General features: G+C 73.2%; 20 protein-coding genes. 5 read left to right on the forward strand and 15 right to left on the reverse strand.

The annotated features are described in order from the left end of the window. Positions 1–57: 57 nt before the first annotated feature. Genes ACWGH0_RS04890 through ACWGH0_RS04910 form a run of 5 tightly spaced genes read right to left on the reverse strand, consistent with a single transcriptional unit; the run spans position 58 to position 4,861 of the window. Complete coding sequence (locus tag ACWGH0_RS04890; protein WP_453402713.1) at positions 58–1,332, reverse strand: ABC transporter substrate-binding protein; 1,275 nt, start codon at positions 1,330–1,332, stop codon at positions 58–60. Between the two features lie 2 nt (positions 1,333–1,334). After that, on the reverse strand, positions 1,335–2,393 hold the full coding sequence (locus tag ACWGH0_RS04895) for a branched-chain amino acid ABC transporter permease (RefSeq protein WP_453402714.1): 1,059 nt from the start codon (positions 2,391–2,393) through the stop codon (positions 1,335–1,337). Continuing rightward, on the reverse strand, positions 2,386–3,276 hold the full coding sequence (locus tag ACWGH0_RS04900; RefSeq protein WP_453402715.1) for a branched-chain amino acid ABC transporter permease: 891 nt from the start codon (positions 3,274–3,276) through the stop codon (positions 2,386–2,388). The genes ACWGH0_RS04895 and ACWGH0_RS04900 overlap by 8 nt, the downstream gene beginning before the upstream one ends. Next, positions 3,273–4,055 carry an ABC transporter ATP-binding protein gene (locus tag ACWGH0_RS04905; RefSeq protein ID WP_453402716.1) on the reverse strand — a complete coding sequence of 261 codons (783 nt, stop codon included), beginning with the start codon at positions 4,053–4,055 and terminating at the stop codon, positions 3,273–3,275. The genes ACWGH0_RS04900 and ACWGH0_RS04905 overlap by 4 nt, the downstream gene beginning before the upstream one ends. Further along, positions 4,052–4,861 carry an ABC transporter ATP-binding protein gene (locus tag ACWGH0_RS04910; RefSeq protein WP_453402717.1) on the reverse strand — a complete coding sequence of 270 codons (810 nt, stop codon included), beginning with the start codon at positions 4,859–4,861 and terminating at the stop codon, positions 4,052–4,054. Before ACWGH0_RS04910 ends, ACWGH0_RS04905 begins: the two co-directional genes overlap by 4 nt. Before the next feature lie 182 nt (positions 4,862–5,043). Between ACWGH0_RS04910 and ACWGH0_RS04915 the strand changes: the two genes are divergently transcribed. Then, the gene (locus ACWGH0_RS04915; protein ID WP_453402718.1) at positions 5,044–6,318 is read left to right on the forward strand and encodes a PucR family transcriptional regulator; all 1,275 of its coding nucleotides are present in this window, start codon (positions 5,044–5,046) and stop codon (positions 6,316–6,318) included. Between the two features lie 281 nt (positions 6,319–6,599). Here the strand turns inward: ACWGH0_RS04915 and ACWGH0_RS04920 are convergent, their stop codons facing one another. Continuing rightward, positions 6,600–7,733 (reverse strand): glycerate kinase, encoded by a 1,134-nt coding sequence (locus tag ACWGH0_RS04920; RefSeq protein ID WP_453402719.1) that lies wholly within the window; start codon positions 7,731–7,733, stop codon positions 6,600–6,602. A 257-nt stretch (positions 7,734–7,990) separates the two neighbouring features. Between ACWGH0_RS04920 and ACWGH0_RS04925 the strand changes: the two genes are divergently transcribed. Further along, a complete protein-coding gene (locus tag ACWGH0_RS04925) occupies positions 7,991–9,052 on the forward strand; it encodes an ADP-ribosylglycohydrolase family protein (RefSeq protein ID WP_453402720.1) in 1,062 nt (353 codons plus the stop codon). A 205-nt stretch (positions 9,053–9,257) separates the two neighbouring features. Next, the gene (locus tag ACWGH0_RS04930) at positions 9,258–10,418 is read left to right on the forward strand and encodes a hypothetical protein (RefSeq protein ID WP_453402721.1); all 1,161 of its coding nucleotides are present in this window, start codon (positions 9,258–9,260) and stop codon (positions 10,416–10,418) included. Positions 10,419–10,470: 52 nt separating this feature from the next. On the opposite strand, the gene ACWGH0_RS04935 is transcribed toward ACWGH0_RS04930, so the two are convergent. The 6 genes from ACWGH0_RS04935 to ACWGH0_RS04960 form a co-directional block, all read right to left on the reverse strand. Then, the gene (locus ACWGH0_RS04935; RefSeq protein ID WP_453402722.1) at positions 10,471–11,673 is read right to left on the reverse strand and encodes a serine hydrolase domain-containing protein; all 1,203 of its coding nucleotides are present in this window, start codon (positions 11,671–11,673) and stop codon (positions 10,471–10,473) included. A gap of 147 nt (positions 11,674–11,820) precedes the next feature. After that, a complete protein-coding gene (locus ACWGH0_RS04940) occupies positions 11,821–12,342 on the reverse strand; it encodes a methylated-DNA--[protein]-cysteine S-methyltransferase (RefSeq protein ID WP_453402723.1) in 522 nt (173 codons plus the stop codon). A gap of 11 nt (positions 12,343–12,353) precedes the next feature. Then, positions 12,354–13,817, reverse strand: a complete 1,464-nt coding sequence (locus tag ACWGH0_RS04945) for an AlkA N-terminal domain-containing protein (protein ID WP_453402724.1) — start codon at positions 13,815–13,817, stop codon at positions 12,354–12,356. A 49-nt stretch (positions 13,818–13,866) separates the two neighbouring features. Beyond that, positions 13,867–14,388: an O-acetyl-ADP-ribose deacetylase gene (locus ACWGH0_RS04950; RefSeq protein WP_453402725.1), complete on the reverse strand. Its 522-nt coding sequence runs from the start codon at positions 14,386–14,388 to the stop codon at positions 13,867–13,869. Positions 14,389–14,416: 28 nt separating this feature from the next. Beyond that, positions 14,417–15,832 (reverse strand): phytoene desaturase family protein, encoded by a 1,416-nt coding sequence (locus tag ACWGH0_RS04955; RefSeq protein WP_453402726.1) that lies wholly within the window; start codon positions 15,830–15,832, stop codon positions 14,417–14,419. Positions 15,833–15,955: 123 nt separating this feature from the next. After that, positions 15,956–16,774 carry an inositol monophosphatase family protein gene (locus ACWGH0_RS04960; RefSeq protein ID WP_453402727.1) on the reverse strand — a complete coding sequence of 273 codons (819 nt, stop codon included), beginning with the start codon at positions 16,772–16,774 and terminating at the stop codon, positions 15,956–15,958. A 444-nt stretch (positions 16,775–17,218) separates the two neighbouring features. Between ACWGH0_RS04960 and ACWGH0_RS04965 the strand changes: the two genes are divergently transcribed. Both ACWGH0_RS04965 and ACWGH0_RS04970 read left to right on the forward strand, forming a co-directional pair. After that, entirely contained in the window at positions 17,219–19,240 is a 2,022-nt protein-coding gene (locus ACWGH0_RS04965) for a LodA/GoxA family CTQ-dependent oxidase (protein ID WP_453402728.1), read from the forward strand. Beyond that, positions 19,237–20,343 carry an NAD(P)/FAD-dependent oxidoreductase gene (locus ACWGH0_RS04970; protein WP_453402729.1) on the forward strand — a complete coding sequence of 369 codons (1,107 nt, stop codon included), beginning with the start codon at positions 19,237–19,239 and terminating at the stop codon, positions 20,341–20,343. The genes ACWGH0_RS04965 and ACWGH0_RS04970 overlap by 4 nt, the downstream gene beginning before the upstream one ends. A 57-nt stretch (positions 20,344–20,400) precedes the next feature. On the opposite strand, the gene ACWGH0_RS04975 is transcribed toward ACWGH0_RS04970, so the two are convergent. The 3 genes from ACWGH0_RS04975 to ACWGH0_RS04985 form a co-directional block, all read right to left on the reverse strand. After that, positions 20,401–21,402 (reverse strand): TIGR03842 family LLM class F420-dependent oxidoreductase, encoded by a 1,002-nt coding sequence (locus ACWGH0_RS04975; protein ID WP_453402858.1) that lies wholly within the window; start codon positions 21,400–21,402, stop codon positions 20,401–20,403. Between the two features lie 26 nt (positions 21,403–21,428). Beyond that, positions 21,429–22,832, reverse strand: coding sequence for a dihydropyrimidinase (gene hydA, locus ACWGH0_RS04980; RefSeq protein WP_453402859.1), 1,404 nt, complete (start codon positions 22,830–22,832; stop codon positions 21,429–21,431). 447 nt (positions 22,833–23,279) lie between these two features. Continuing rightward, a complete protein-coding gene (locus tag ACWGH0_RS04985) occupies positions 23,280–24,569 on the reverse strand; it encodes an aspartate aminotransferase family protein (RefSeq protein WP_453402860.1) in 1,290 nt (429 codons plus the stop codon). Between the last annotated feature and the right edge of the window lie 8 nt (positions 24,570–24,577).

Genomic DNA, 24,577 nt, shown 5'->3' on the forward strand with positions numbered 1-24,577 from the left:
CGAATCCCCGGGGCCCTCGGCCGTTTCGTCGTGGCCGGTCGTCAGCCGCTCAGCAGCTCAGCCGCCGACGGTGTAGCTCTTGGCCGCGTCCGACATCTCCGCGTCGCGGACCACCTTCATGCCTCCCGTGGCGCTCTTGTCGGGCTGGAGGACGACCGTCTGGCGCGAGGAGGGCTGCTTCGGGTCGGTGAAGTCGTGCGTGGTGCCGAAGCCCGAGTCGTACGCGTCGATCTTCAGCAGCGCCTCCCCGACGCCCTCGCGGGTGAGGTCCTTCGCCGAGCACGCCTTCTTCAGGGCCTCGCCGAAGACCGACGCGGCCGTCCAGCCGGCCACCACGCCGTTGTCCAGCGCGTCCGAGGGGTACGCCGCCTTGTAGTCCGCGACGAGCTTCTTCGCGGCGGCGGAGTCGGTGCCGATGGGCTGGGTGGGTGAGGCCACGTAGTAGTTCTTCGCCAGCGCGGGGCCGGCCTGGGTGGCGAGGAGCTGCGGCGAGAACGCCGAGTTGTTGCCGATGATCGGCGCCTGGAGCTTGACGGCCGCCGCGACTCCGACGAACGAGGCCGCCTGGCGCGGTCCCGCGCTGATGACGACGCCCTTGACGCCGGCCTTCTTGAGCGCGGCGACCTGCGCCGTCATGTCGTTGTCGGTCGGCTTGATCTTCTGCTCCACGACGGTGAGCCCGGCCTCCTCGGCGGCGTACTCGGCCCCCGCGAGAGCGTTCTCGCCGTAGTCGCCCTCGAAGTACACGTGGCCGAGCTTGTCGCCCTTCTTGAGTCCCTTCTCCTTCATCAGGAAGTCGACGGCGTTGATCGTCTCGACGTCGTACGTGTTGCCGACGACCCGGATGTACGGGCTGCCCAGCAGCGAGGCGGACCACGCCTGCGGGATGACGAGGCCCTTGTCCTGGCCGTCGACGCGCTGCTTCACGGCGGCGACGAAGGGCGAGCCGATGAACTGGGCGAAGCCGAGCACCTGCGGCGACAGCTCCGTGTAGCCGGAGACGGCCTTCTGCGGGTCGTAGCCGTGGTCGCGCACGACCAGTTCTATCTTCCGGCCGCAGACGCCGCCGTCGGCGTTGGCCTGCTTCACGTACAGCTGCTGGGCCTGGGTGACGCTCTTGCCGAGCGAGGCGTAGACGCCGGTCATGTCGGTCAGCGCACCGAGCTTGATCGTCTTGTCCGTGACGCCCTGCCCGGTCTTGACGCCGCCGGCGTCCGGCTTGTCGCCGCCGCCGGAGTCCTTCGCCTTCGAGCTGCATCCGGCCGCCGTCAGCGCGAGCAGGGCCGCGAGTGCGGCGGCGGTGGTTCTGGTGACCTGGGTACGCGTGGTCATCGTTACTCCCCTGAGGTTGTCGACTTGCGCCGGAGGGATGGCCGCACCAGGCCGCCCGGCAGGAAGAGCACCACCGCGACAACGGCGGCGCCGTAGAGGTACCGCGACGCCTCGCCCGGTGCGACCCCGCCCGTACCGGGGGCGGAGACCAGGGGCAGGGCGTCGCTGTACCGGGTGAGGAGCTGAGGCAGCAGGGAGACGAACACGGCTCCCACCACCGCTCCCGCGACCGAGCCGAGACCGCCGATGACGATCATGGCGAGATATTCGAGGGACAGGATCATGCCGAAGTACTCCGGCACGGTCCGCTGGAAGACCAGCGCGAGCAGGACGCCCGCCAGGCCCGCGTACATGGAGGAGAGCACGAACACCCCGGCGCGGTAGCGGGCCACCGGCACCCCCATGACCCCGGCGGCGATGCGGTGGTCGCGGATGGCGTTCATGGCCCGTCCGGGCCGCCCGCGCAGCACGCCGCGGGCGAAGAGGGCACAGCCGGCCAGCGCGAGCAGGCCGACGTACCAGAGCTTCTCGGCGGAGCCGAAGGGCACGGCGGCCACCAGCAGCTCCGACTCGTCGAAGGTGACGCCGAACAGGCTCAGCGGCGGGACGTCGCGGCCGTTGAAGCCGCCGGTCAGGCCGTGGGCGTTGAACAGCACGTGCTGGCCGATGAAGATCAGCGCGAGCGTCGCGATGCCGAGGTACGCGCCCTGGAGCCGTCCGGCGATGGGGCTGAACAGTCCGCCGGCGACGCCCGCGAGCGCCACGGCGAGCACGGCCGCGAGCCAGCTGGGCAGGTTCAGGCCGGTGAGCGTGCCGGTGGAGTCCCCGGCGAGGACGCAGTATCCGTACGCGCCGACGGCGAGGAAGAAGGCGTGGCCCATGGAGAGCTGGCCGGTCGAGCCGGTCAGCAGGTTGAGGCCGATGGCGCCGATGGCGGCGGCCATCGCGAAGAGGCCCGCCTGGAGCCAGAAGCGCTCCAGGTAGAAGGGCAGCGCGAGGAGCAGGACCGCTCCGGCGGTCCACAGTGCGAGGCGGCGGATCCGCTTGGCCGGGTCAGACACGGGCCAGCTCCTTCGTGCCGAAGAGGCCGGCCGGGCGGACCAGCAGCACGGCGACCATCACGAGGTACGGGGCCAGGTCGCCGATGCCGCGGCCCAGGAAGGTCAGGTCGCCCTGGTAGCCGGTGGCCAGCGACTCGGTGATGCCGACGAGGAGGCCGCCGACGAGCGCTCCGGTGGTGGAGTCGAGTCCGCCCAGGATCGCGGCGGGGAACGCCTTCAGCGCGGCGAGCGAGGTGGAGCGTTCCAGCCCCGGCGTCGGGAAGACCGTCAGGAACAGCGCGGCGACGGCGGCCAGTGCGCCCGCCACCGCCCAGGCGCCGAGCGAGACCCGGCCCAGGCGTACGCCCATCAGCGCTGCGGTCTCGGAGTTCTCCGCGGCGGCGCGCATCGCCACTCCCCAGGAGGTGAAGCGGAAGGCGAGCAGGAAGGCGGTGAGGAGCAGGCCCGCGGCGACGAACGCGGCGATCCGGGTGTGCGCGATGCTCACGCCGCCGACGGTGAGGACGGCGTCGCCCCAGGGGTCGCCCAGGGCGAGGACGTCGGTGCCGATGCGGCGGGTCAGCTCGGTCGTGAGCAGGATGTCGACGCCGATGGTCACGATGGCCAGCACACTGTGGTTCGAGCCCCGGTAGCGGCGCATCACCAGGAACTCGACGCCCGCGCCGACGGCGGCGGCGCCGCCGATGCCGGCGAGCAGGGCGAGCCAGAAGCCGATGTCGTCGTGGAGCACGGCGGTGACGTAGCCGCCGGCGAGCAGCAGCGAGGCGTGGGCGAAGTTGACGACCTCGGTGGCGCGGAAGATCACCACGAAGCCGAGGGCGATCAGGGCGTAGACGGAACCGATCGAGATCCCGTTCAGGAGCAGTTCGGCGAAGGTGGTCATGAGGTGGCCTCCTCTCCCAGGTAGGCGCGGACGACGGCGGGGTCGGACTGGACGGACGCGGGCGTTCCGTCGGCGATCAGCCGCCCGAAGTCGAGGACGGTCACGGAGTCGGCGAGCCGCATCACGACCCCCATGTCGTGCTCGACCAGCACGATGGAGATGCCGAGGCTGTCGCGTACGCCCGCGACGACGGCGGCGGTGGCCCGGCGCTCGCCGGCGGTCATGCCGGCGACCGGTTCGTCGAGGAGCAGCAGCTTGGGCTCCATGCACAGGGCGCGGGCCAGCTCGGCGAGCTTCTGCTGCCCGTACGGGAGCGACCCCGCGGGGCGGGCGAGCTGGTCCTCAAGCCCCACGAACGCGGCGATCTCCCTTACGCGTTCGCGGTGCCTGGCCTCCTCGCGGCCGGCGGACGGCAGCCGCAGGCCCGCCGCCACGAAACCGGTGCGGGTGAGCCGGTGGCGGCCGAGCATCAGGCTGTCCTCGACGGTGGCTCCGGGCGGCAGGGCGAGGTTCTGGAACGTCCTGGCGACACCGAGGTCCGCGATGCGGTGGGGCGGCAGGCCGGTCAGTTCCCGGTCGCCGAAGCGGACGCTGCCGGAGGTGGCCCGGTACACGCCGGAGAGGACGTTGAAGGTGGTGGACTTGCCGGCGCCGTTGGGTCCGATGACGGCGTGCACGGTGCCGGGCCGTACGGTGAAGCCGATCGCGTCCAGGGCGGTGAGTCCGGCGAACCGCACGGTCAGGTCGCGCACTTCCAGTGCCGGGGCTTCGGTGCTCATCGCTCCTCCCAGACACCGAGTGTGCGGTGGGCCGCCACGGCCTCGGAGGCGTCGGCCGCGGCGTCCTCGTCGACGACGCCCAGGTAGCGGCGGCGTACCTCGTCGGAGGCGGCCAGCTCGTCGGCGGGTCCCGACAGGACGACCTCGCCGACGTCGAGGACGTAGGCGTGCGAGGCGAGGCGCAGGGCGATGGCGGCGTTCTGTTCGACGAGCAGTACGGCCGTGCCCTGGGCGTTGATCTCGGTGATGGTCTCCGCGATCCGCTGGGCCATCAGCGGGGCGAGCCCCAGCGAGGGCTCGTCCAGGAGCAGCAGTTTCGGACCTGCCATCAGGGCCCTGGCCACCGCGAGCATCTGCTGCTCGCCGCCGGAGAGCAGCCCCGCACGCTGTCCGGCGCGGTCGGCGAGGACCGGGAACAGCTCGTGGACGCGGCGCAGGGCCGCGGCCTGGGCAGCGCGGTCGCCGGTGGAGCCGAGCGCCCCGGCGCGCAGGTTGTCGGCCACCGTCATCCGGGCGAACACCTGCCGCCCTTCCGGCACTTGGCACAGCCCGGCCGCCACCACCCGGTCGGGAGACAGGCCCGTGAGCGGCCGGCCGCCGAAGGCGACGGTGCCTCCGGTGACCGCTCCGCCGTGGAACGACAGTGTGCGGGAGACAGCGCGCAGGAGCGTGGACTTGCCCGCTCCGTTGCTGCCCAGTACGGCGACGACGGATCCTTCGGGCAGCGTCAGCGACACGTGCCGCAGCGCCCTCACGGGTCCGTACCCCGCCGAAAGATCCCGTATTTCCAGTGCGGCGCCCGCCATGGCACCCCTTCCTCGGGCCGTTCGATGGGGCTCACCTCAACACCGGCGCACGGGTGGCGTCCACGGTTGGCGGCAGAACCGCTGCCGGTGACCACCCGCGCCCGGCACCGGTTGTGCACGCGCACAACACCGCGTGTCAGGGGGGTGTCGGGACGGCCCGGCGCATGGCACGCTCTCGCCCCATGGGAGGCCGCAGAGTACGCACGGGACACGACTGGGCAGTATTGACGGAGGCATGTGCGGCGCTGCTCGACCGGCTGCCGGATCTGGTGGACCGGCACGCGCGGGACCTGGACGCGCACTCTCCGCTCTACACGCGCGTCCTGTCGCCGGACCAGCACTGGCAGGAGATCGAGCGGGCGATGCGGATCGGCGTCGAGGCGATATCGGCGCCGAAGTCGCAGCCGCGCCGGGATCTGGAGTACGCGGAGTGGACGGGGCGGCGGCGGGCCCAGCAGGGCTTTCCGCTGGAGCTGCTCGTGCACTCGTACCGCCAGGCGGGCTATCTGATCTGGGACGCGCTGCTGGAGGGGGTGGAGGGGTCGGACGGGGCCGAGGCATCCGAGGAAGCGGAGGCGCAGGAGTCGGGAGGTCCGGCGGGGGCCGCCGGGCCGCCGGGGCGTGACCCGGAGAAGCTGGCGGTGCTGATGCGGGCGGCCACGACGGTGTTCGCCGCGGTGGACGCGCAGACGGCGATCGCCTCGGAGGCGTACCGGGCGACCGAGGCGGAGCTGCGCCAGCGTACGGACGAACGGCTCCAGGCGCTGCTCGACGCCCTGCTGGAGGGCGAGGACTCGCCGGCCCTCGCGGCCCGCGCGGCGGCCGGCCTCGACCTGCCGGAGCAGGGGTGGTACGCGGTGGTGGTGCTGCGGCTGGAGCGGCGGGACGGGCGCGAGCCGTTTCACCGGCGCATCCAGGGCGCCGGGATGCGGTTCATCTGGCGGATGCGCACGGACTGCGAGGTGGGCGTCGTCGCGCTGGGCGAGGAGACGCTGGACGCGCTGTCGGAGCTGCTCGCCGGGCGCTGTCCGGGGCCCGGCGGGATCAGCCCGGTGGTGGAGGGCCTGGCCGGCCTGGGCCGGGCGCGGCGGCTCGCCGACCTGGCGCTGCGGACGTGCGCGCCGGACGCGACGGGGATCGTACGGCTCGACGAGCGGATGCCGACGGCGCTGGTGGTCAGTCAGCCGGAGCTGGCGCGGCGGCTGGTGGCGGACGTGTTCGGCGACCTGATGGGTCTCGACCCGGCGGACCGGGCGGTGCTGCTGGAGACGCTGGACGCGTGGCTGGAGTGCGAGGGGTCCGCGGGGCGGACCGCCGGCCGGCTGTACTGCCACCGCAACACGGTGTTCAACCGGCTGCGGAGGCTGGAGCAGCTGACGTCCCGCTCCCTGTCACGCCCGCGCGACCTGATCGAGATGACCCTGGCCCTGGACGCGTTCCGGCTTTCGGGCACGTGAGCGGCTGCGCCCGGGGGCGTTCGCCGCACGCCGGGACCGCGGGGGCTCCGCCCCGGGCCCCGCTCCTCGCCCGCCGGAGGTGGCGGCGTCGCCGGGCGGGACGGGGGTGCCGCGCGGGGGCCGGAGACCGGACGGCGCTCCGCGGCCGGCGCGGAGGGCTGCCGGGGCGGTGGGCAATCCGGCGCCCGGAGCCGGTGGTCCGGACCGGTGCGCGGAGGTGCGGGGTGACGCCCCCGTGGGGACGCCCGCCGCCCGTCGGGGTCAGGTGATCTCAGGTCAGGTCAGGTCAGGAAGTCGTGGGCGATCTTCTCCGCCACGCGTTCCAGCAGCGGTCCCGCCTCCGCCATCGAACGGGCCGGGTCCGGCTCCAGGTCCGCCAGGGCGTACGCCCTGCGGATGCCGGCCCCGCCGAGGGCCTCCGGGGGCAGAGCCAGGCGGCCGCAGACCGCGATGACCTCGATGTTCTTCGCGCGCGCCGCCGCCGCCACACCCGCCGGCGCCTTCCCGTGCAGGGTCTGCGCGTCGAGGGAGCCCTCACCGGTGATCACCAGGGTCGCGCGGGACAGTGCCTCGTCGAAGCCGAGCACGTCCAGCATGACCTCGATGCCGGGCCGGAAGCTCGCCCCGAGGGCGATCAGGGCCCCGTAACCGATGCCGCCCGCCGCGCCCGCGCCGGGCGAGTCCGCGGGCTCGGGGCCGAGTACGGACGCGTAGTGCGCCAGCGCCGCGTCGAGCGTGGCCACGTCCTCCTCGCTCGCGCCCTTCTGCGGGCCGTACACCGCCGCCGCGCCCTTCGGGCCGGTCAGCGGGTTGTCGACGTCGCTGGCCAGGACCAGGTCCACGTCGGCCAGCCGGGGGTCCAGGCCGGACAGGTCGGCCGTGGCCAGGTCGCCGAGCGCCCCGCCACCGGGCCCGACGGGCTCGCCGGCCGCGTCCAGGAACCGCGCGCCGAGCGCCGCCAGCATGCCCGCGCCGCCGTCGGTGGTGGCGCTGCCGCCGACGCCGAAGACGATCGTGCGGGCGCCCGCGTCGAGGGCGGCCCTCAGCAGTTCGCCGGAGCCGTACGTCGTCGCGGTCAGCGGCGCGAAGACGCCGTCGGGGAGGTGCTGGAGGCCGGACGCCTCCGCCATCTCGACCACGGCGGTGCCCTCGCGCAGCGCGAACGCCGCCGTGAGCTGCTCGCCGAGCGGTCCGGTGACCCGTACCTCCCGGCGCTCGAAACCGGCCGCCACCGCCGCGGCCACCGTGCCGTCGCCGCCGTCGGCGACAGGCAGTGCCTCGACGCCCACGTCGGGGACGACCCGCCGCAGCCCGGCCGTCACCCGCTCCGCGACCTGCACGGCCGTGAGCGAACCCTTGAACTTGTCCGCCGCGACGAGCACGCGGGCGGTCTCAGTTACTGCTCCGTCCGTCACCTTGCTATCCCTTGCTTTCGAACAGGCAGTCGCGCCGCCCCGACCATATCCGCAGGAAGGGCCCCCTGCCCATGGGCGTCCAGCGCGGCAGGGTCCCCGAACGGCGCGCCAAGCCTGTTTGTCATCTTTTGACGCCCATAGTGAGGCGTCACGCGCGTCGGCCGGATCGAACAGTTCCGCGACCCCTTGTCTCGCATATCAGTGAAAACCGTCTAAACCTCCCATAGTCGACCAGGGGAAGCGGGTAGATCCGACGCATGACGCCACACAGCACGCGCACGGCCGACCGGATCCTCGGCGGCTGGCTGGGCCGGATCGCCGGGAACATGCTCGGCAAGCCCGTGGAGCGCGGCGACTACTGGACGCGGGCCCGCATCGACCGCTACCTGCGGCTGACCGGCGCGCTCCCGCTCACCGACTACCTGCCCGAGCCCCCGCCCGGTACGGACGGCTTCGAACTGCGCCCCGAATGGCGGCACTGCGTGCGCGGCCGGATCAGCGGCAGCTGCCGGGACGACGACGTCGACTACGCGATCCTCGGTCTGCACCTGCTGGAGACCCACGGTTTCGCCTTCACCACCGAGGAGGTCGGCGAACTGTGGCTGCTGCGCCTGCCGTTTCTGCAGACCTTCACCGCCGAGCGGGCGACGTACCGCAATCTGACGAACGGGCTCAGGCCGCCGCTGACCGCCACCTTCGAAAACCCGTACCAGGAGTGGATCGGCGCACTCATCCGCGCCGACATCTTCGGCTGGACCAGTCCGGGCGACCCGCAGCGGGCGGCCGCGCTGGCCCGGCGGGACGCCGCGCTCTCGCACACCGGCAACGGGGTGTACGGCGCGATGTGGGCGGCCGCCCTGGTCGCCGCCGCGTTCACGGCGTCCGGGCCGCGCGCCGCGCTGGAGGCGGCGCTGGAGCCCGTACCGGCGAGCAGCCGCCTCGCCCGTACGGTCCGCCACACGCTCGCCCTGCACGCGGCCGGGGCGGCCTGGGAGGACACGCTCACCGCGATGGACGAGGAGACGGGCCGGCTCGGCTGGATCCACGTCGTCCCGAACGCCGCCGTCATCACGGCCGGACTGCTGTACGGCGACGGCGACTTCACCCGGACGCTGGCCCTGACCGTGCGCGGCGGCCTGGACACCGACTCCAACGGCGCGACGGCGGGCTCGGTGGCCGGCGTGCTGTACGGGGCGGCCGGTATCGGCCGCCAGTGGACCGAGCCGCTGGAGGACACCGTGCGCAGCGCGGTGTTCGGGTTCGACGGCGTACGGATCACCGAACTGGCCCACCGTACGGCGCGGCTGGTGCTCGGCTGAATCGCGCCTGTCCGGCGGGCCGCGCGGCCCCTACGGTCTGTTGACCCGATGCCGTCACCCGGTGTTGCGCCGCGGTGCACCGGGCGGACGACGGCACGGCGCAGCATGTCGGCGTCCCCCTCCCCGGCCCACCCGGGCCCCACTCTTCGCCCCGCTCCCGACCGTTTGAGTCCCGCTCCCTTCCTCGACGAGACCTGGAGAGCCCATGCGCACCTTCACCCGTGGAGTCCTGACCGCCCTCGCCGCCGGCGCCCTGGTGGCCCAGAGCGCCGTCGCGGCGGAAGCGGAGGGGCCGGGGAGCGGACGCCTGCCCACCGAGATAAGGGGTGGGGCCTGGAAGGCCGGGCACGTGCAGGGCGTCGCGGTGGACCGCCACAAGGGGTTCATGTACTTCTCCTTCACCAACCTCCTCGTCAAGACCGATTTGCGCGGCAATCCGGTGGGGTCCGTATCGGGATTCACCGGACATCTCGGCGATCTGGACTACAACGTGAAGGACGGGAGGGTCTACGGCTCGCTGGAGTACAAGGCGGCGAAGGCGTTCTACATCGCCATCCTCGACGTGGACCGGATCGACCGCATGGGCATGGACGCGCGGACCACCGACGTCGTGTCGACGGTGCACCTCCAGGAGGTCGTCGACGACTACACGGCCGACATGAACGGCGACGGGAAGTTCGACGGCGACACCGCGAACACGCCCGACCACCGCTACGGGTGCAGCGGCATCGACGGGGTCGCCTTCGGTCCGGAGTTCGACCGCAGCAGCCGCACCAAGCGCGGCAAGCAGGTCCTGACGGTCGCCTACGGCATCTACTCGAACGTCAAGCGGCAGGACAACGACCACCAGGTCCTCCTCCAGTACGACGTGCGCAAGTGGCACAAGCTCGAGCGCCCGCTGCCGGAGAGCGCGCCGCACACCAGCGGCCCTTCGGACGTCGACGGCAAGTACTTCGTACGGACCGGCAACACCCGGTACGGCGTGCAGAACCTGGAGTACGACGCGCACTCGGGCAACTGGCTGATGGCCGTCTACAAGGGCGCCAAGCCGCAGTTCCCGAACTACTCGCTCTTCGTCGCCGACGGTTCCAGGCGCCCGGTCGCCGGGCCCGTCACGGGGCAGCCCGTGCCCGAGCGGGGCGAACTCCTGCCGCTGCTGCGCAAGGGACTGCGCCACGAGGCGTCCGGCACGTACGGATGGGAGTCCGGCGGGCAGTACGGGCTGGTCTCGCTCGGCGACGGGCGGTACTACCTCGTCGAGGCGGGGACGGTGGTGGAGGACGGGGTGACCAAGCAGACGGCGCGGGCGGTCCTGCACCGCTGGACGGGCGGAACCCCGAACCCGTTCACGCCGGTCGCCCACTAGCCGCTCGTACCGCCGACGGCGGCCGGGCGGCCGCCGTCGGGGGTGCACCGGCTCAGCGGCGGAGCAGCTCGCACACGAAGTCCTCCTGGACCGCGCGCATGCGCGCCACGAGCTCCGGTGTGGTGCTCTGGCCGAGCTGCGTGTTGAGGGAGAACGTCAGGGACCGCTTGCCGTCGGGGGTGGCGGCGGCGAACTGGGTGTAGCCGAGGATCGTGCCGGTGTGGCCGTGCACCACGCCGCAGCGGGTCTCGTACCGGAACAGGGCCAGTCCGGCCCTGTTGCGGCCGGGGCCGGGGTTGACGGAGGAGCCCGCGACCCATTTCGTCTGCTGCTCGCGGGTCTTCTGCGAGAAGAGCGCACCGCCCGCGTAGGCGCGCATGAAGGCGTTCAGGTCGTTCGGGGTGGAGACCATTCCGCCCGATGCCCACACGGCCGACATGCTGAGAGCGGTGCTGACGTCCTCGGGCCGCTGTCCCTGCTCGATGTCGTACCCGTGCAGGTAGGGGCGCGGGAGTGCGTACCCGCTGGGAAGGCTGGTGTTGCGCAGGCCCAGGGGGCGGAAGACCAGCCGGTCGAGGAGTTCCTCGTACGGACGGCCCGTCACGGCCTCCGCCATCAGGGCCACCGCGATGTTGTCGGAGTTGGAATACCGGTAGCGGGAACCGGGGGCGAAGCGCAGGGGTTCGTCCGCGACGAAGTCCAGCAGCCGGCGCGAGTCCATCTCCTGGCGCGGGTCCGCCGACAGCCGCTCCACGAACTCCGGGGCCTCGCTGAAGTCCGGCAGGCCGCTGGTGTGCTGGAGCAGCTGGCGGAGCGTCACCTTGTGCCAGGCGCGGGGCAGGGCGGGCAGCCGCTTGCCGATCGTGTCGTTCAGCCGCAGCTTCCCGCGGTCCACGAGCCGCAGCGAGACCGCCCCGCTGAACGCCTTGGCCACGCTGGCCAGCCGCATGTGGTCGCCGGCCCGCGGCGGCCGTCCGGACTCGACGTCCGCCACGCCGGCCCGGTACACCTTCACGTCCTTGCCCCGCTGGAGCAGGACGACGGCGCCGGGCGGGCCGTCGGGCGGCCCCACCAGCCCCTCCAGGGCCGCGCGCAGCGCGCTGTCGCCCCGCCGGTCGTCCCGCCGGTCGTCGGCCAGCGCCGGCCCGGGCCCGGCGACGAGACCGAGTACGCACGCCCCGGCCGCGACCAGGGCGGCGGTCGTCCGGTGCCCCGGACGGACGGGTCTGACACGGTGGATGGGTGTTGCGCGCATGCCGGCGTACCTCCTGAAGTGGACCGCTCCCGGCGCCCGCCGGGTCGCTCACGGCCAGCATCGGGCGGCCCTCGCGGTGACGCCGCGCCAGGTAGGCCATCTGGCCCGGCTCCCCGTTCGCGCGCCGCCCGCCCGTACGGCCGCCGGCTAGAAGAGCTGGTCCGCCGCGCCCGTCCCGCCCGCCTCGAACGCCAGCAGCCTGCGCTTGCGGTCCAGGCCGCCGCCGTAGCCCGTGAGGCTTCCGGCCGCGCCGACGACCCGGTGGCACGGCACGATGATGCCGACCGGGTTCCTGCCGTTGGCGAGGCCGACGGCCCGGGACGCCGCCGGGTTGCCCAGGCGCTCGGCCAGTTCGCCGTACGTCCAGGTCTCGCCGTACGGGATCAGCCGGAGCTGCACCCAGACGCTGCGCTGGAACGGTGTGCCGTCGAGGGCCAGCTCCAGGTCGAACTCCCGCAGCTCCCCCGCGAAGTACGCGTCGAGCTGCCGCACGGCCTCCCGCAGGATCCCGGGTGCGCGGTCCCCGAAGGACTCCTCCGGCGGCCGGTGGCGCTGCTCCGTCATGTACAGGCCGGACAGCCTGCCGTCGGTCGCGACCAGCGTCAGCGGACCGTACGGACTGTCGACGACACAGTGCTGCCGTGTCCTGTCGCGTGTCTTCGCGTGCATGTGCGTGCTCCTCATACCGGCAGGTTGTTGATCGGGTGGGCGTCGGTCGCCCACAGGTACTGGACGGCGTAGGCCCGCCACGGCCGCCAGGCCGCCGCCCGCGCCGTGAGCGCCGCCGGGGTCGACGGCAGCCCCAGCTCCCGCGCGGCCCGCCGGACGCCGAGATCGGTCGGCAGGAACGCGTCCGGGTCGCCGAGCGCCCGCATCGCGATCACCTCGACCGTCCAGGGGCCGAAGCCGGGCAGCGCCATGAGCTGGGCGCGGGCCCGCTCCCAGTCGCTGTCGAAGCCGAGTCGGAGAGTGCCGTCGGCGAGCGCGGCGACCAGCGTCGTCAGGGTGGTGCGGCGGGTGCGCGGCAGGGCGAGCGACGCGGGGTCGAGGGCGGCCAGCCGGGCGGGGTCGGGGAAGAGGTGGGTGAGCCCGCCGGCCGGATCGTCGACCGGTGTGCCGTGGGCGGTGACCAGGCGGGCCGCGTGGGTGCGGGCCGCCGCGGTCGAGACCTGCTGGCCGAGGACCGCGCGTACGGCGAACTCCGCCGCGTCGGTCGTGCGCGGCACCCGGCGTCCGGGGGCCTTGTCGACGAGCGGGGCGAGCAGCGGGTCGGCGCGCAGCCGGTCGTCGACGGCGACGGGGTCGGCGTCGAGGTCGAGCAGCCGGCGGCAGCGGCTGATGGCGATGGTCAGGTCGCGCAGGTCGGTGAGGGACAGCAGGCAGCCGATGTGGTCGGGGCGTGGGGTGAGGGCGGCGATTCCGTGCCCGTACGGCAGGGCGAGCGTGCGCCGGTACGCCCCGTCGCGCCACTCCTCGACGCCGGGGACGGCGGTCGCGGCGAGGTGGCCGAAGAGGTTGGCGGGATTGAGCGGGGCGCGGAACGGCAGGCGCAGGGAGATGGCGCCGGGGACCGGCCGCTGCTTCCCGGCGCGGCCGCGCAGTTCGCTGGGTGAGAGGGCGAAGACCTCGCGGACGGTGTCGTTGAAGGTGCGCACCGACGAGAAGCCGGCGGCGAACGCCACGTCCGCCATGGACAGCGGGGTCGTCTCGATCAGCAGGCGGGCGGTCTGGGCGCGCTGGGCCCGGGCCAGGGCGAGCGGGCCGGCGCCCAGCTCGGCGAGGAGCTGGCGTTCGATCTGCCGGGTGCTGTAGCCGAGGCGTGCGGCGAGCCCGGGGACGCCTTCGCGGTCGACGACGCCGTCGCCGATCAGGCGCATGGCGCGGGCGACGACGTCGGCGCGGGCGTTCCACTCCGGTGAGCCGGGGCTGGTGTCGGGCCGGCACCGCTTGCAGGCCCGGAAGCCGGCCTGCTGGCAGGCGGCCGCGCTGGGGTAGAAGGTCATGTTGGCGACCTTGGGCGGCACGACCGGGCAACTGGGGCGGCAGTAGATCCGGGTGGTCAGGACTGCGGTGAAGAACCAGCCGTCGAAGCGCGAGTCCTTGGACTGGACGGCGCGCACGCAGCGCTCGGTGTCGGTGTGCATGCCTCAAGCATCGGGGAGTCCGGGGCCCGGGGCTGGCGAGAATCCGACATCAAGGTGCCGCTGCCAGTGCCGTTTCGAACGCCTTGTACGCGGCTTCGTCGAACAGTACGAACCGCACCTCCGCCACGCACCCGCCGGCGGCCTCCCGTACCGTGCGGACGGCGACGCGCGCGCCGTCGTCCATCGGCCACCGGTACACGCCGGTGGAGATGGCGGGGAACGCCACACTCACCGCGCCCAGCTCTTCGGCCCCGCGCAGTGCTTCCCGGTAGCAGGAGGCGAGGAGCTCCGACCGGTCCTGGTCGGGCTGCCACACCGGGCCCACGGTGTGGATGACCCAGCGGGCGTTCAGCCGGCCCGCCGTGGTCGCGACCGCGCGCCCGGTCGGCAGTCCCTTCCCGTACCGGGAGGCGCGCAGACGGCGGCAGTCGGCCAGGACGGCGGGGCCGCCCTTGCGGTGGATGGCGCCGTCGACTCCGCCGCCGCCGAGGAGCGACGAGTTGGCGGCGTTCACGACGGCGTCGACGTGCTGTTCGGTGATGTCACCGCGTACGAGGGTGATGGTCGTCATGGGTCTGTCCTCCCTTCCCGTGGTCTTCTCAGGCCGCGCGCAGCCGCCGCCAGACCGCCTTGGCCGCGTTGTGCCCCGACATGCCGTGCACACCGGGGCCCGGCGGCGTCGCGGAAGAGCAGATGAAGACCGCCGGGTGCGGTGTCGCGTACGGGAAGAGGGACAGCTTCGGCCGCAGCAGGAGCTGGAGTCCCGTCGCGGCGCCGCACGCGATGTCGCCGCCGACGTAGTTGGCGTTGCGGGCGGCCAGCTGCGGCGGTCCTGCGGTGGCCCGGGCGATCACCCGGTCGCGGAAACCGGGCGCGAAACGTTCGATCTGCCGCTCGACCGCCTCCGTGAGGTCGCCCTCCCAGGCGTGCGGGACGTGGCCGTACGCCCAGAAGACGTGCTTGCCCTCGGGGGCCCGGGACGGGTCGACGAGGCTCGGCTGGGCCGTGATGAGGAACGGCGTCCGCGGAGCCGTGCCGCCCGACGCCTCGTTCAGCGCGGTGGAGATCTCGCCGCTGCTCGGGCCGATCTGGACGGTGCCGGCCCGCCGGGCGTCCTCGGCGGTCCAGGGCACGGGGCCGTCCAGCGCGTAATCGATCTTGAACACGCTCGCGCCGTACCGGTACTTCTCGTACGCCCGCCCCAGGCCGGCGATCCGGGCCAGCGCGGTGGGCGAGGTGTCGAAGACGTACGCGCGCGCGGGCGGCAGGTCGTCCAGGCGCTTGACCTCGAAGCCGGTGTGGACGACGCCGCCGAGGTCGCGCAGGTACGCCGCGAGGGCGTCGGAGATCGACTGGGAACCGCCCCGCGGCATCGGCCAGCCGCCGGCGTGCGCGGCCAGGGCGAAGACGAGCCCGACCGCGCTCGTCGCGACCCCGCCCAGGGGCGCCATGACGTGCGCGACGAGCCCGGCGAACAGCGCCCGCGCCTTGTCGTCCTTGAACCGGCGCATCAGCCAGGTGCTGGGCGGCAGTCCGTCGAGCCCGAACCGGGCGAGGGTCAGGGGGTCACGCGGCAGGGCGCTGTAGGGCAGCGACATGAAGTCCCGCGCCAGCGTGTCCCACTTGGCCACGTAGGGCGCGACCAGCCGCCGGTACGCGCCGGCGTCCCGGGCGCCGAACGACGCGGCGGTCTCGGCGACCGACCGGGACAGCACGGCGGCGGTGCCGTCGTGCCACGGGTGGGCCATGGGCAGTTCCGCGTGCAGCCACTCCAGCCCGTACCGGTCGAGCGGCATGGCGTTGAAGGCGGGGGACCCGGCGCCGAGCGGGTGCACGGCGGAACAGGGGTCGTGCCGGAAGCCGGGCAGCGTGAGCTCCTCGGTCCTGGCGCCGCCCCCCACAGTGTCCAGCGCCTCGAACACCTGCACCGAGAAGCCCCGGAGGGCGAGTTCGACGGCGGCGGTCAGTCCGTTGGGTCCCGCCCCCACGACGACGGCATCGAGCATCGACGGCACCTTCGGACTCCTTCGTCAGCCGATCGCCAAGGGTCTCAGGATATTCCCGGCCCACGGTGTCCGGACGGCGGGAGGGGCGGGTGGCCGGAAGTACGCGCCCACCCCGCCGCGCCCACCCCGGCGTTACGCCGCCCCGCCGCCCAGCAGGGCGGCCACCCGCGCCGCCGTGGCCGCGTCCCGGGCGGCCGTGAACGGCAGCGCGTTGCCGCCCGCCAGCCGGAACCGCTCCCCCGCCACGGTGGTGTGCGCGCCGCCCGCCTCCTCGACGAGCAGCAGCCCCGCCGCGTGGTCCCACGCCAGCTCCCAGCTGAAGGCCACGGCGTCGAGATCGCCCCTGGCCACCGCCAGGTACTCCAGGCCGGCCGACCCGCAGGGCCGCGCCTCGACGCCCGGTGTGTTCAGCCCGAGCAGCGCCCTCTTCTGGTCCTCCGTGGTGAAGTCCGGGTGGGAGGTGGCGATCCGCAGCGTCGCGCACGAGCCCGGCACACCGGCCCGCAGGGCCGCGCCGTTCAGCCGGGCGCCGCCGCCGCGCACCGCGACGGCCATCACGTCGAGCACCGGCGCGTACGTCCACGAGGCGAGGACCTCCCCCCGGTGCGCCAGGGCCACCAGCGTGCAGAATCCCGCCTCGCCGCGCACGAACTGCCGGGTCCCGTCCACCGGGTCGACGATCCACACGGGCGCGTCGCCGCGCAGCGCCTCGTACACCGAGGGGTCCTCGTGGACCGCCTCCTCCCCCACGACCACGGATCCGGGCAGCAGCCGGGTCAGGGACGCGGTGAGATGCTCCTCGGCCTGCCGGTCGGCGGTCGTTACCAGGTCGTGCGGCCCGGTCTTCTCGACGATCTCGTGCGCGGCGAGCTGCCGGTACCGGGGGACGATCTCGGCGGCGGCCGCCTTGCGGACGGCCTCTTCGACGTCGGACAACTTGTCATCGATCATGTCTCCAGCAAAGCACGCCGCGCTGACAACGCGGGCAACCCCCGGTGCCGCCGGTGTCCGGCCGCGTAACCCCGCGTTCCCCCGGGGTTCGCGGCGGCGGACAGCACACGGGTGAGCGGGCCGCGCGCGATGGCGTACGGCCGGTGCGCGGGCCGCGCGCGATGACGTAAGGCCGGTGAGCGGGCCGCGCGCGATCACGCACCGCCGGTGGGCGCTTCGGCATATGCCCGGGGAGAAACGCTTTTTCGGTTCCCGAACGGGTGACTGCCCCGCGTCAGGCCCGGGGAATCACGCACCGGCTCTCCATAGTCGGGGCCATGGCGCGCCGGGGAGGTCCCCCGGCGCGGCCCTGGTCCGCCGGAACCCCGGGCATCGCACTCCACCCTCCGCGGACCGTGTCGGACGGCCGGGCGAGCCGGCGGTCCCGTAACGGAAGGCCGTGTCATGGACCGGATCGTGGAGGCGAGGATCCACCCCGCCATCGGCGTCGCGCGCGTCGGCAACAGTACGGAAGCCCCCTTCGTCGGCCCGGAGTCACCGGACCAGGAGCCCGCGAAGCCCGGTGCGTACAAGGACGCGAGTGGGGCGATCAGACGCCAGGCGGCGCGCTTTCGGGTGTACGGCTACAACTCCGCGGGAGCGGTCGTACGGGAACTGAAACCGGGTGAGGCCGGGGTGTCCGAGATCGAGTGGACGGTCCACCTCGCCAACAAGAAGGCCGCCTGGTACCAGTTCCACGTGCCGCTCGACATCTGCGAGGCCGACCGGCTGACCGCGGCGCAGTACGGGCGGCGGAACGCCGTCGTGACGGGTGCGGAACGCGCCAAGCTCGTCAACGACCCGGGGAGCCGGACGGTACGCGGTTCGCAGGCCGAGACGGAGAGGTTCGACACCGGAAAGATCATGGGCAAGGCGGTGTACCTCGGCGAGATCTCCACCCACCGCGACGGGCGCCTGCTGGTGCTCGGCGGCAGGGGCGTCTCCGCCTCGTACGACAACAGGGGGATCACTGGTGTCGCGAACAACGACACCTGGTACGACGACGTCTCCGACGGACCCGTGACCGCGAAGGTGCGCGTCGACGGCACGGAGATCGAGGCGGCCTCCGCCTGGGTCGTGGTCGGCCCGCCGCACTACGCGCCCGGTGTGAAAACCGTCCGGACGCTGTACGACCTGCTGCTCGACGTCTTCGTGCGGGACGGGGCACTGCACCGCCCGCGGAAGGTCTCGTTCGAGGACCACGTCGAGCCCCTCCTGCGCCGCTTCTGCGACCTCCAGTGGGTCAACCAGGGCTTCGCCACGCAGTTCGGCTGGAACGGCCCGCACCACTTCCTGTCACCGGCGATGCGCAAACGGCTCGCCGATCCCTCCCGCCGCACCAGAGAACTGCGCCGCCAGGTGTACGTCGCCCTGCGCGACTACAACCGCGACGGCATGTCGCCCGTGCCGTGGCCGTGGCTCTACGGCGACGCGATGGCCGACAGGCCGGACTCGGTGCGCCAGAACCTGACCCTGTCCCCCCTCCAGGACTGGTTGCTCGAACGCTGGGCCGACGGCGAGTTCGAGGCCGGCTCACCGAGCACCCGCTACGCGAAGGTGGAGGACGCTCCCGTCGGCGAGCAGCCGGCGCTGCTGGACCGGGCCGCGCTGGAGAGCTGCGCCGCCGACGCCTTCCATCCCGGCTGCGAGGTCACGTGGCCGGTCCGGCACAGGACCATGTACACCGCGCCCTTCCGCATCCTGCGCCGTCCCCCGGGCACACAGGAGCCGGACTACGGGAACCGGCTCACCCCGCAGGCGGCGCTCGCCAAGAACGGGCCGCTGTACGCCCAGGGCCCCGGGGACCTCACCCGGTGGATGGCCGCGCCCTGGCAGACCGACACGGCCAGTTGCCGCTCCGGCTACGAGTCGGCCCGCCTCGGCCCCCGCTACAGCCCCTACCTGCCCACCTTCTGGCCGGCCCAGGTCCCCAACCAGGTACTGAAACTGGACGACTTCGAGAAGCTCACGCAGCCGCCGGCCGCCGGGGGCGACGACAGCGCCCGGGAAGAGGCGTTCGACCGGCGCGCGGTATGGCTGCGCGGCCTCAGCGGCAGCAGCATGAACCAGCAGCTCCAGCAGATGATCAGGGACTGGTCGAAGCTCGGCATCGTCGAGGTCCGCGCCTACCCGCTGAACGACGGCAAGTTCCCCGCCCGCATGCAGGTGGAGTCCCGCCCGCAGGCGCCGCTCGACGCGGCGGCGGACACGTCCAACCTCGTCAACCTCCAGGTGCCCCAGGCCGGTCTGCCGCTCCTGGCCGGCCAGGACGGCACCTGGACCGCGGCCATGCCTGACGCCGGAGCGCTCGAGGAGGCGCTGGTGAACCGGGCCGTCAAGGAGACGGCGGAGGCGACCGGCTACGGCGAGCACGAGATCGCCGCCGGTTACCTCGAACGGCTCGACCCCTTCCACGACGCCCTGTGAGCGCCGTACCGGCCCGCCCCTACGACGTCGTCGTCGCGGGCGGCGGCCCCGCCGGCTGCGCCGCGGCGCTGGCCCTCGCCCGGGCGGGACGTACCGTCCTGCTGGCGGACGCCGGCACGGGGCCGCCGAAGGTCGGGGAGGCGCTGGTGCCCGCGGCGCGGACGCTGCTCACCGACCTCGGCGTCGCCGACCGCGTCCCCGGTCCCGGGCACCTGCCGGGTTACGGCACGCTCTCCGCCTGGGGTTCGGCCGGGCTGGCGGCGGTGGACTTCATCAACGACCCGTACGGCCACGGCTGGCACCTGGACCGGACGCTGTTCGACCGGCAGCTGCGCGACGCCGCCCGGGCGGCGGGGGCCGAGGTCGCCGAGGGTACGGCCGTACGCCGGCCGGTGAGGCGACCGGACGGCGACTGGTGGGCGGCCCTTTCGGAACGCTCCGGCGGCGGGCGCGCGGTGCGGTGCCGCTGGCTGATCGACGCGACCGGGCGGCGCGCGGCCATCGCCGTCCGGCACGGGGCGCGCCGGCACTCCGGCGACCGGCTGGCCGCCGTCCATGTGACGCTGGCTCCCGCCCCGCACGGCGGCGAGTCCTGCTCACTGGTCGAGTCGTCCCGGGACGGATGGTGGTACACGGCCCCGCTGCCCTCCCGGCGACGGCTGATCGCCTACTTCACCGACACCGACCTGCCCGGCGCACCGCTCGACGCACACGACTTCGCCGCGCGGCTGCGGACGACCCGGCACGTGGCGGGCCGGGCCGAACGGCACGGAGCCGGGCCCGTCCCACCGTTCCCGGTCCGCCGGGCGCCGGCACACAGCGCCCACCTCGACCCCGTGTACTCCGACGGCTGGACCGCCGTGGGGGACGCGGCCGTCGCCTTCGACCCGCTCTCGTCCCAGGGCATCCTGACCGCCCTCTACACCGGGATGTCCGGGGGCCGGGCGGTCGACGCCCGCCTGCGCCACGGCGACGACTCCGCTCTCGCCGCCTACGCGGAGCGGGTCACGGCAGCGCGCATCGCGTACCTGCGCAACCACCGCCACGTGCACGCCATGGAGACCCGCTGGACCCACCGCCCGTTCTGGGCCCGGCGGCTCTGACCGCGGCAGCGGCCCCGGGCGCGGGCGGCCGGGGCCGGGGAGGGGTGGCGGCCGCGCTCAGGAGGTGAGCGCCGGGATGATCTCGGCGCCGTACGCGTCGATCGTCTCCTCGCGCGCGTCGTGCATGTCGTAGACGGCGAACTGGTCCACGCCGAGCGCCCGCAGCGCCTTGAGCTTCTCGATGTGCGCCTCGGGCGGCCCCAGCAGGCAGAAGCGGTCGACGATCTCGTCGGGCACGAAGGCGGTGTCCGGGTTCCCGGCCCGCCCGTGGTGACTGTAGTCGTAGCCCTGGCGCTGTCTGACGTACTCCGTCAGAGCCTCCGGCACCAGGCCCGAGTGCTCGCCGTAGCGGGCGACCAGGTCCGCGACGTGGTTGCCGACCATGCCGCCGAACCACCGGCACTGGTCCCTGGCGTGGGTGAGGTTGTCGCCGACGTACGCCGGGGCCGCCACGCAGATCGTGATCGACGCCGGGTCGCGCCCCGCGTCCGAGGCGGCGGTGCGCACCGCCGCGATCATCCACTCCGTCAGGAACGGGTCCGCGAGCTGGAGGATGAAACCGTCGGCCTTCCGCCCGGCCAGTTCCAGCGCCTTGGGCCCGTACGCCGCCATCCACACCGGCAGCCGGCCGTCGCGCACCCACGGCAGGCGCAGCCGTTTCCCGTCCACCTCCGCCTCCCGCCCCTCGGCCAGGTCGCGGATGACGCCGATCGCCTCGCCGAGCCGGGCCAGGGTGTTGGGTCTGCGGCCCGCCACGCGCATCGCGGAGTCGCCGCGGCCGATGCCGCACACCGTCCTGTTGCCGTACATCTCGTTGAGGGTGGCGAAGGTCGACGCGGTGACCTCCCAGGTGCGGGTGCCGGGGTTGGTGACCATCGGTCCGACGACGAGGTGTTCGGTGTGTTCGAGGATGCGGCTGTAGATGACGAAGGGTTCCTGCCACAGCACGGCGGAGTCGAAGGTCCAGCCGTAGCGGAAGCCGTTGCGCTCCGCGCGCCGCATCAGGCCGACGACCGCCGACGCGGGCGGGTCTGTCTGCAGGACGAGTCCGAAGTCCATGTCGTGGACCTCCCGGTTGTTCAGGGTCAGTTCAGGTTCTGACACGTGGATCGGGGCGTGTAGATGCCGTGTCCCGCCCGGCCGGTGAACTCCCGCTTGTCGATCACGAGTTCGCCGCGCGAGAGCACCGTCTCCACCCGGCCGGTGACGCGCTTGCCCTCGTAGGCCGAGTAGTCGACGTTCATGTGGTGCGTCTCGGCCGACAGGGTCTGCTCGACGTGCGGGTCGTAGACGACCACGTCGGCGTCGGAGCCCGGCGCGATCGTCCCCTTCTTCGGGTAGAGGCCGAACATGCGTGCCGGGGTCGCGCAGGCGATCTCGATCCACCGGCGGCGCGAGATGTGCCCGTCGACGACGGCCTGGTGGAGGAGGTCCATGCGGTTCTCGACACCCGGCAGCCCGTTGGGGATCTTCGAGAAGTCTCCCCGGCCGAGCTCCTTCTGCCCCGAGAAGCAGAAGGGGCAGTGGTCGGTCGAGACGACCTGGAGGTCGTTGGTCCGCAGGCCCCGCCAGAGCGCGGCCTGGTGCTCCCGCGGGCGCAGCGGCGTACTGCACACGTACTTGGCGCCCTCGAAGCCCGGCTCCGCGAGGTTGTCGGTGGACAGGAAGAGGTACTGGGGGCAGGTCTCGCCGAAGACGTTCAGCCCCTTGTCGCGGGCGGCGGCGATCTCCGCGACGGCCTCCTCGGCCGACACGTGCACGACGTACAGCGGGGCGTCCGCGACGCGCGCGAGCTGGATCGCGCGGTGGGTCGCCTCGGCCTCCAGGAGTACCTTGCGGACCTCGCCGTGGTGGCGGGGGTCGGTGCGGCCCTCGGCCAGCGCCTGCTCGACGAGGACGTCGATCGCGATGCCGTTCTCCGCGTGCATCATGATCAGTCCGCCGTTGCCGGCCGCGCGCTGCATCGCCCGCAGGATCTGTCCGTCGTCGCTGTAGAAGACGCCCGGGTAGGCCATGAACAGCTTGAAGGAGGTGACCCCCTCCCCCACGAGCAGGTCCATCTCCTTGAGCGAGTGCTCGTTGACGTCGGAGAGGATCATGTGGAAGGCGTAGTCGATCGCGCACTTGCCGTCGGCCTTCGCGTACCAGGCGTCGAGCCCCTCCCGTACGGCGTGCCCGACGCTCTGCACCGCGAAGTCGATGATGGTCGTCGTGCCGCCCCAGGCGGCCGCCCGGGTGCCCGTCTCGAAGGTGTCGGAGGCGAAGGTGCCGCCGAAGGGCAGCTCCATGTGCGTGTGCGCGTCGACGCCGCCCGGGACGACGTACTTCCCGGTGGCGTCGATGGTGCGGTCCGCGGTCCAGGCCCCCGCGGCGCCGCTGCCGTGGGCGGCGAGGGCGGCGATGCGCCCGTCCTCGACGAGCACGTCGGCGTGGACTTCGTCGGAGGCCGTGATGACGAGCCCTCCGCGGACAACAGTACGGTTCACGATTACTGCCCCTTCCCGGGCAGCAGGACCGGACGCCCGCGCAGCCGGGGGACCCGCCGCCTGTCGAACTTGCACCGTGCTCGGTCTACACCCGTAGAACCGCGTGTGCAGGAGACCGTAGAAGCATGTCACCCACCGTGGCAATACCGTGGCTGTTAATCACCGGTGACGAATGTGTCGCTCGTGCGGCCGGGACCGTTCCGCGTCCCGCGCGGGTCCGTACCGGACGCACGGGCGCCCACGGCCGGTGCCGGACCGCCGCCGCGACGGGCGCCCCTGCCGACGTGCCGGAGGGCTCGTATCCGGCCGGCGGGTACTCGCGGTACACGGCCGACGCGGCGCGGAAGTGCTCGGCCGGCCCCCGCGTGACGGGCCGAGCCGCCCCGGGGGCCCGCCGGGCCGGGCGGTCCGGGGTGCTCCGGGAGGCGGCCCGGCCACGCGGTCAGCGGCTCACTGGGCGGCGTTCCGCAGGGCCTTCTCCAGGATGCGGGCACCCTCCTCCGCCTCCGTGACGTTCAGCGTCAGGGGCGGGGCGATGCGCAGTACGGCGGTGTTGTGGCCGCCGCCCTTGCCGATCAGCAGTCCGCCCTCGCGTGCGGCCTCCAGTACCGCCGCCGCCGTCTCGGGCGCCGCCTCGTCCGTGCCGGGCTTGACCAGTTCGACGGCCGCCATCAGGCCCCGGCCGCGCACCTCCCGTACGGACGGGACGCCGGCGGTGACCGCGCGGAGCCGCTCCAGCAGGAGGCCGCCGACACGCCGGGCGTTGTCCTGGAGGTGGTGCTCCAGGAGGTAGTTGAGGTTGGCGAGGCCGGCCGCCATCGTGATCGGGCTGCCGCCGAACGTGGAGATGGAGTTGGCGTCGAGGCAGTTCATGACCTCGGCCCGGGCGACGACACCGCCGATGGACATGCCGTTGCCGATGCCCTTGGCGAAGGTGAGGATGTCCGGCGGCCCGTTCTGGCCGTGCGCCTGCCACCCCCAGAAGTGTTCGCCCGTCCGCCCCCAGCCGGTCTGCACCTCGTCGGTGATCCACAGGATGCCGTGCCGGTCGAGGACTTCGCGGAACGCGGCGTACAGCCCGTCGGGCGGGGAGGTGAAGCCGCCGACGCCCTGCACGGGTTCGGCGATGAGGGCGGCGACCTGGCCGCGCGTCTGGCCGAGGAGGTCTTCCAGGTCGGCGACGCACGCCTCGATGAACTGGGCGTCGGACAGTTGCGCGTACGGGCCCCTGGAGCGCACCCCCCCGTGGACGTACAGCGTCTGGAGCGGCGAGAGGCTGGTCGTGGACCAGGTGCTGTTGCCGGTGACGGACACGGCGGAGAACGACCGGCCGTGGTAGCTGTTGCGCATCGCCAGGATCTGGTTGGAACGGCGGTACGTCGTGGCCAGCAGGAGGGCGGTGTCGTTGGCCTCGGTGCCGGACGTGGTGAAGAAGACGCGCGCCTGCGGGATGCCGGAGAGCGTGGCGACGCGTTCCGCCAGCTCGACCATGGGGCGGTTGAGGTAGAGGGTGGAGGAGTGGATCAGGCGGCCGGCCTGCTCGCTCACGGCCTTCGCGACCTCGGGGAGCGCGTGGGCGGTCATCGTGGTGAGGATGCCGCCGAAGAAGTCCAGGTACCGCTTGCCGTCGGCGTCGTAGACGTACCGGCCCTCGCCGTGCGTGATCTCGATCGGCTCCCGGTAGTACAGGGACACCCAGTCGGGGATCACGGCCCGGTGGCGGCCGAGCAGGTTGTTCACGTGGTGGG

Source organism: Streptomyces sp. NPDC054887 (assembly GCF_053610585.1).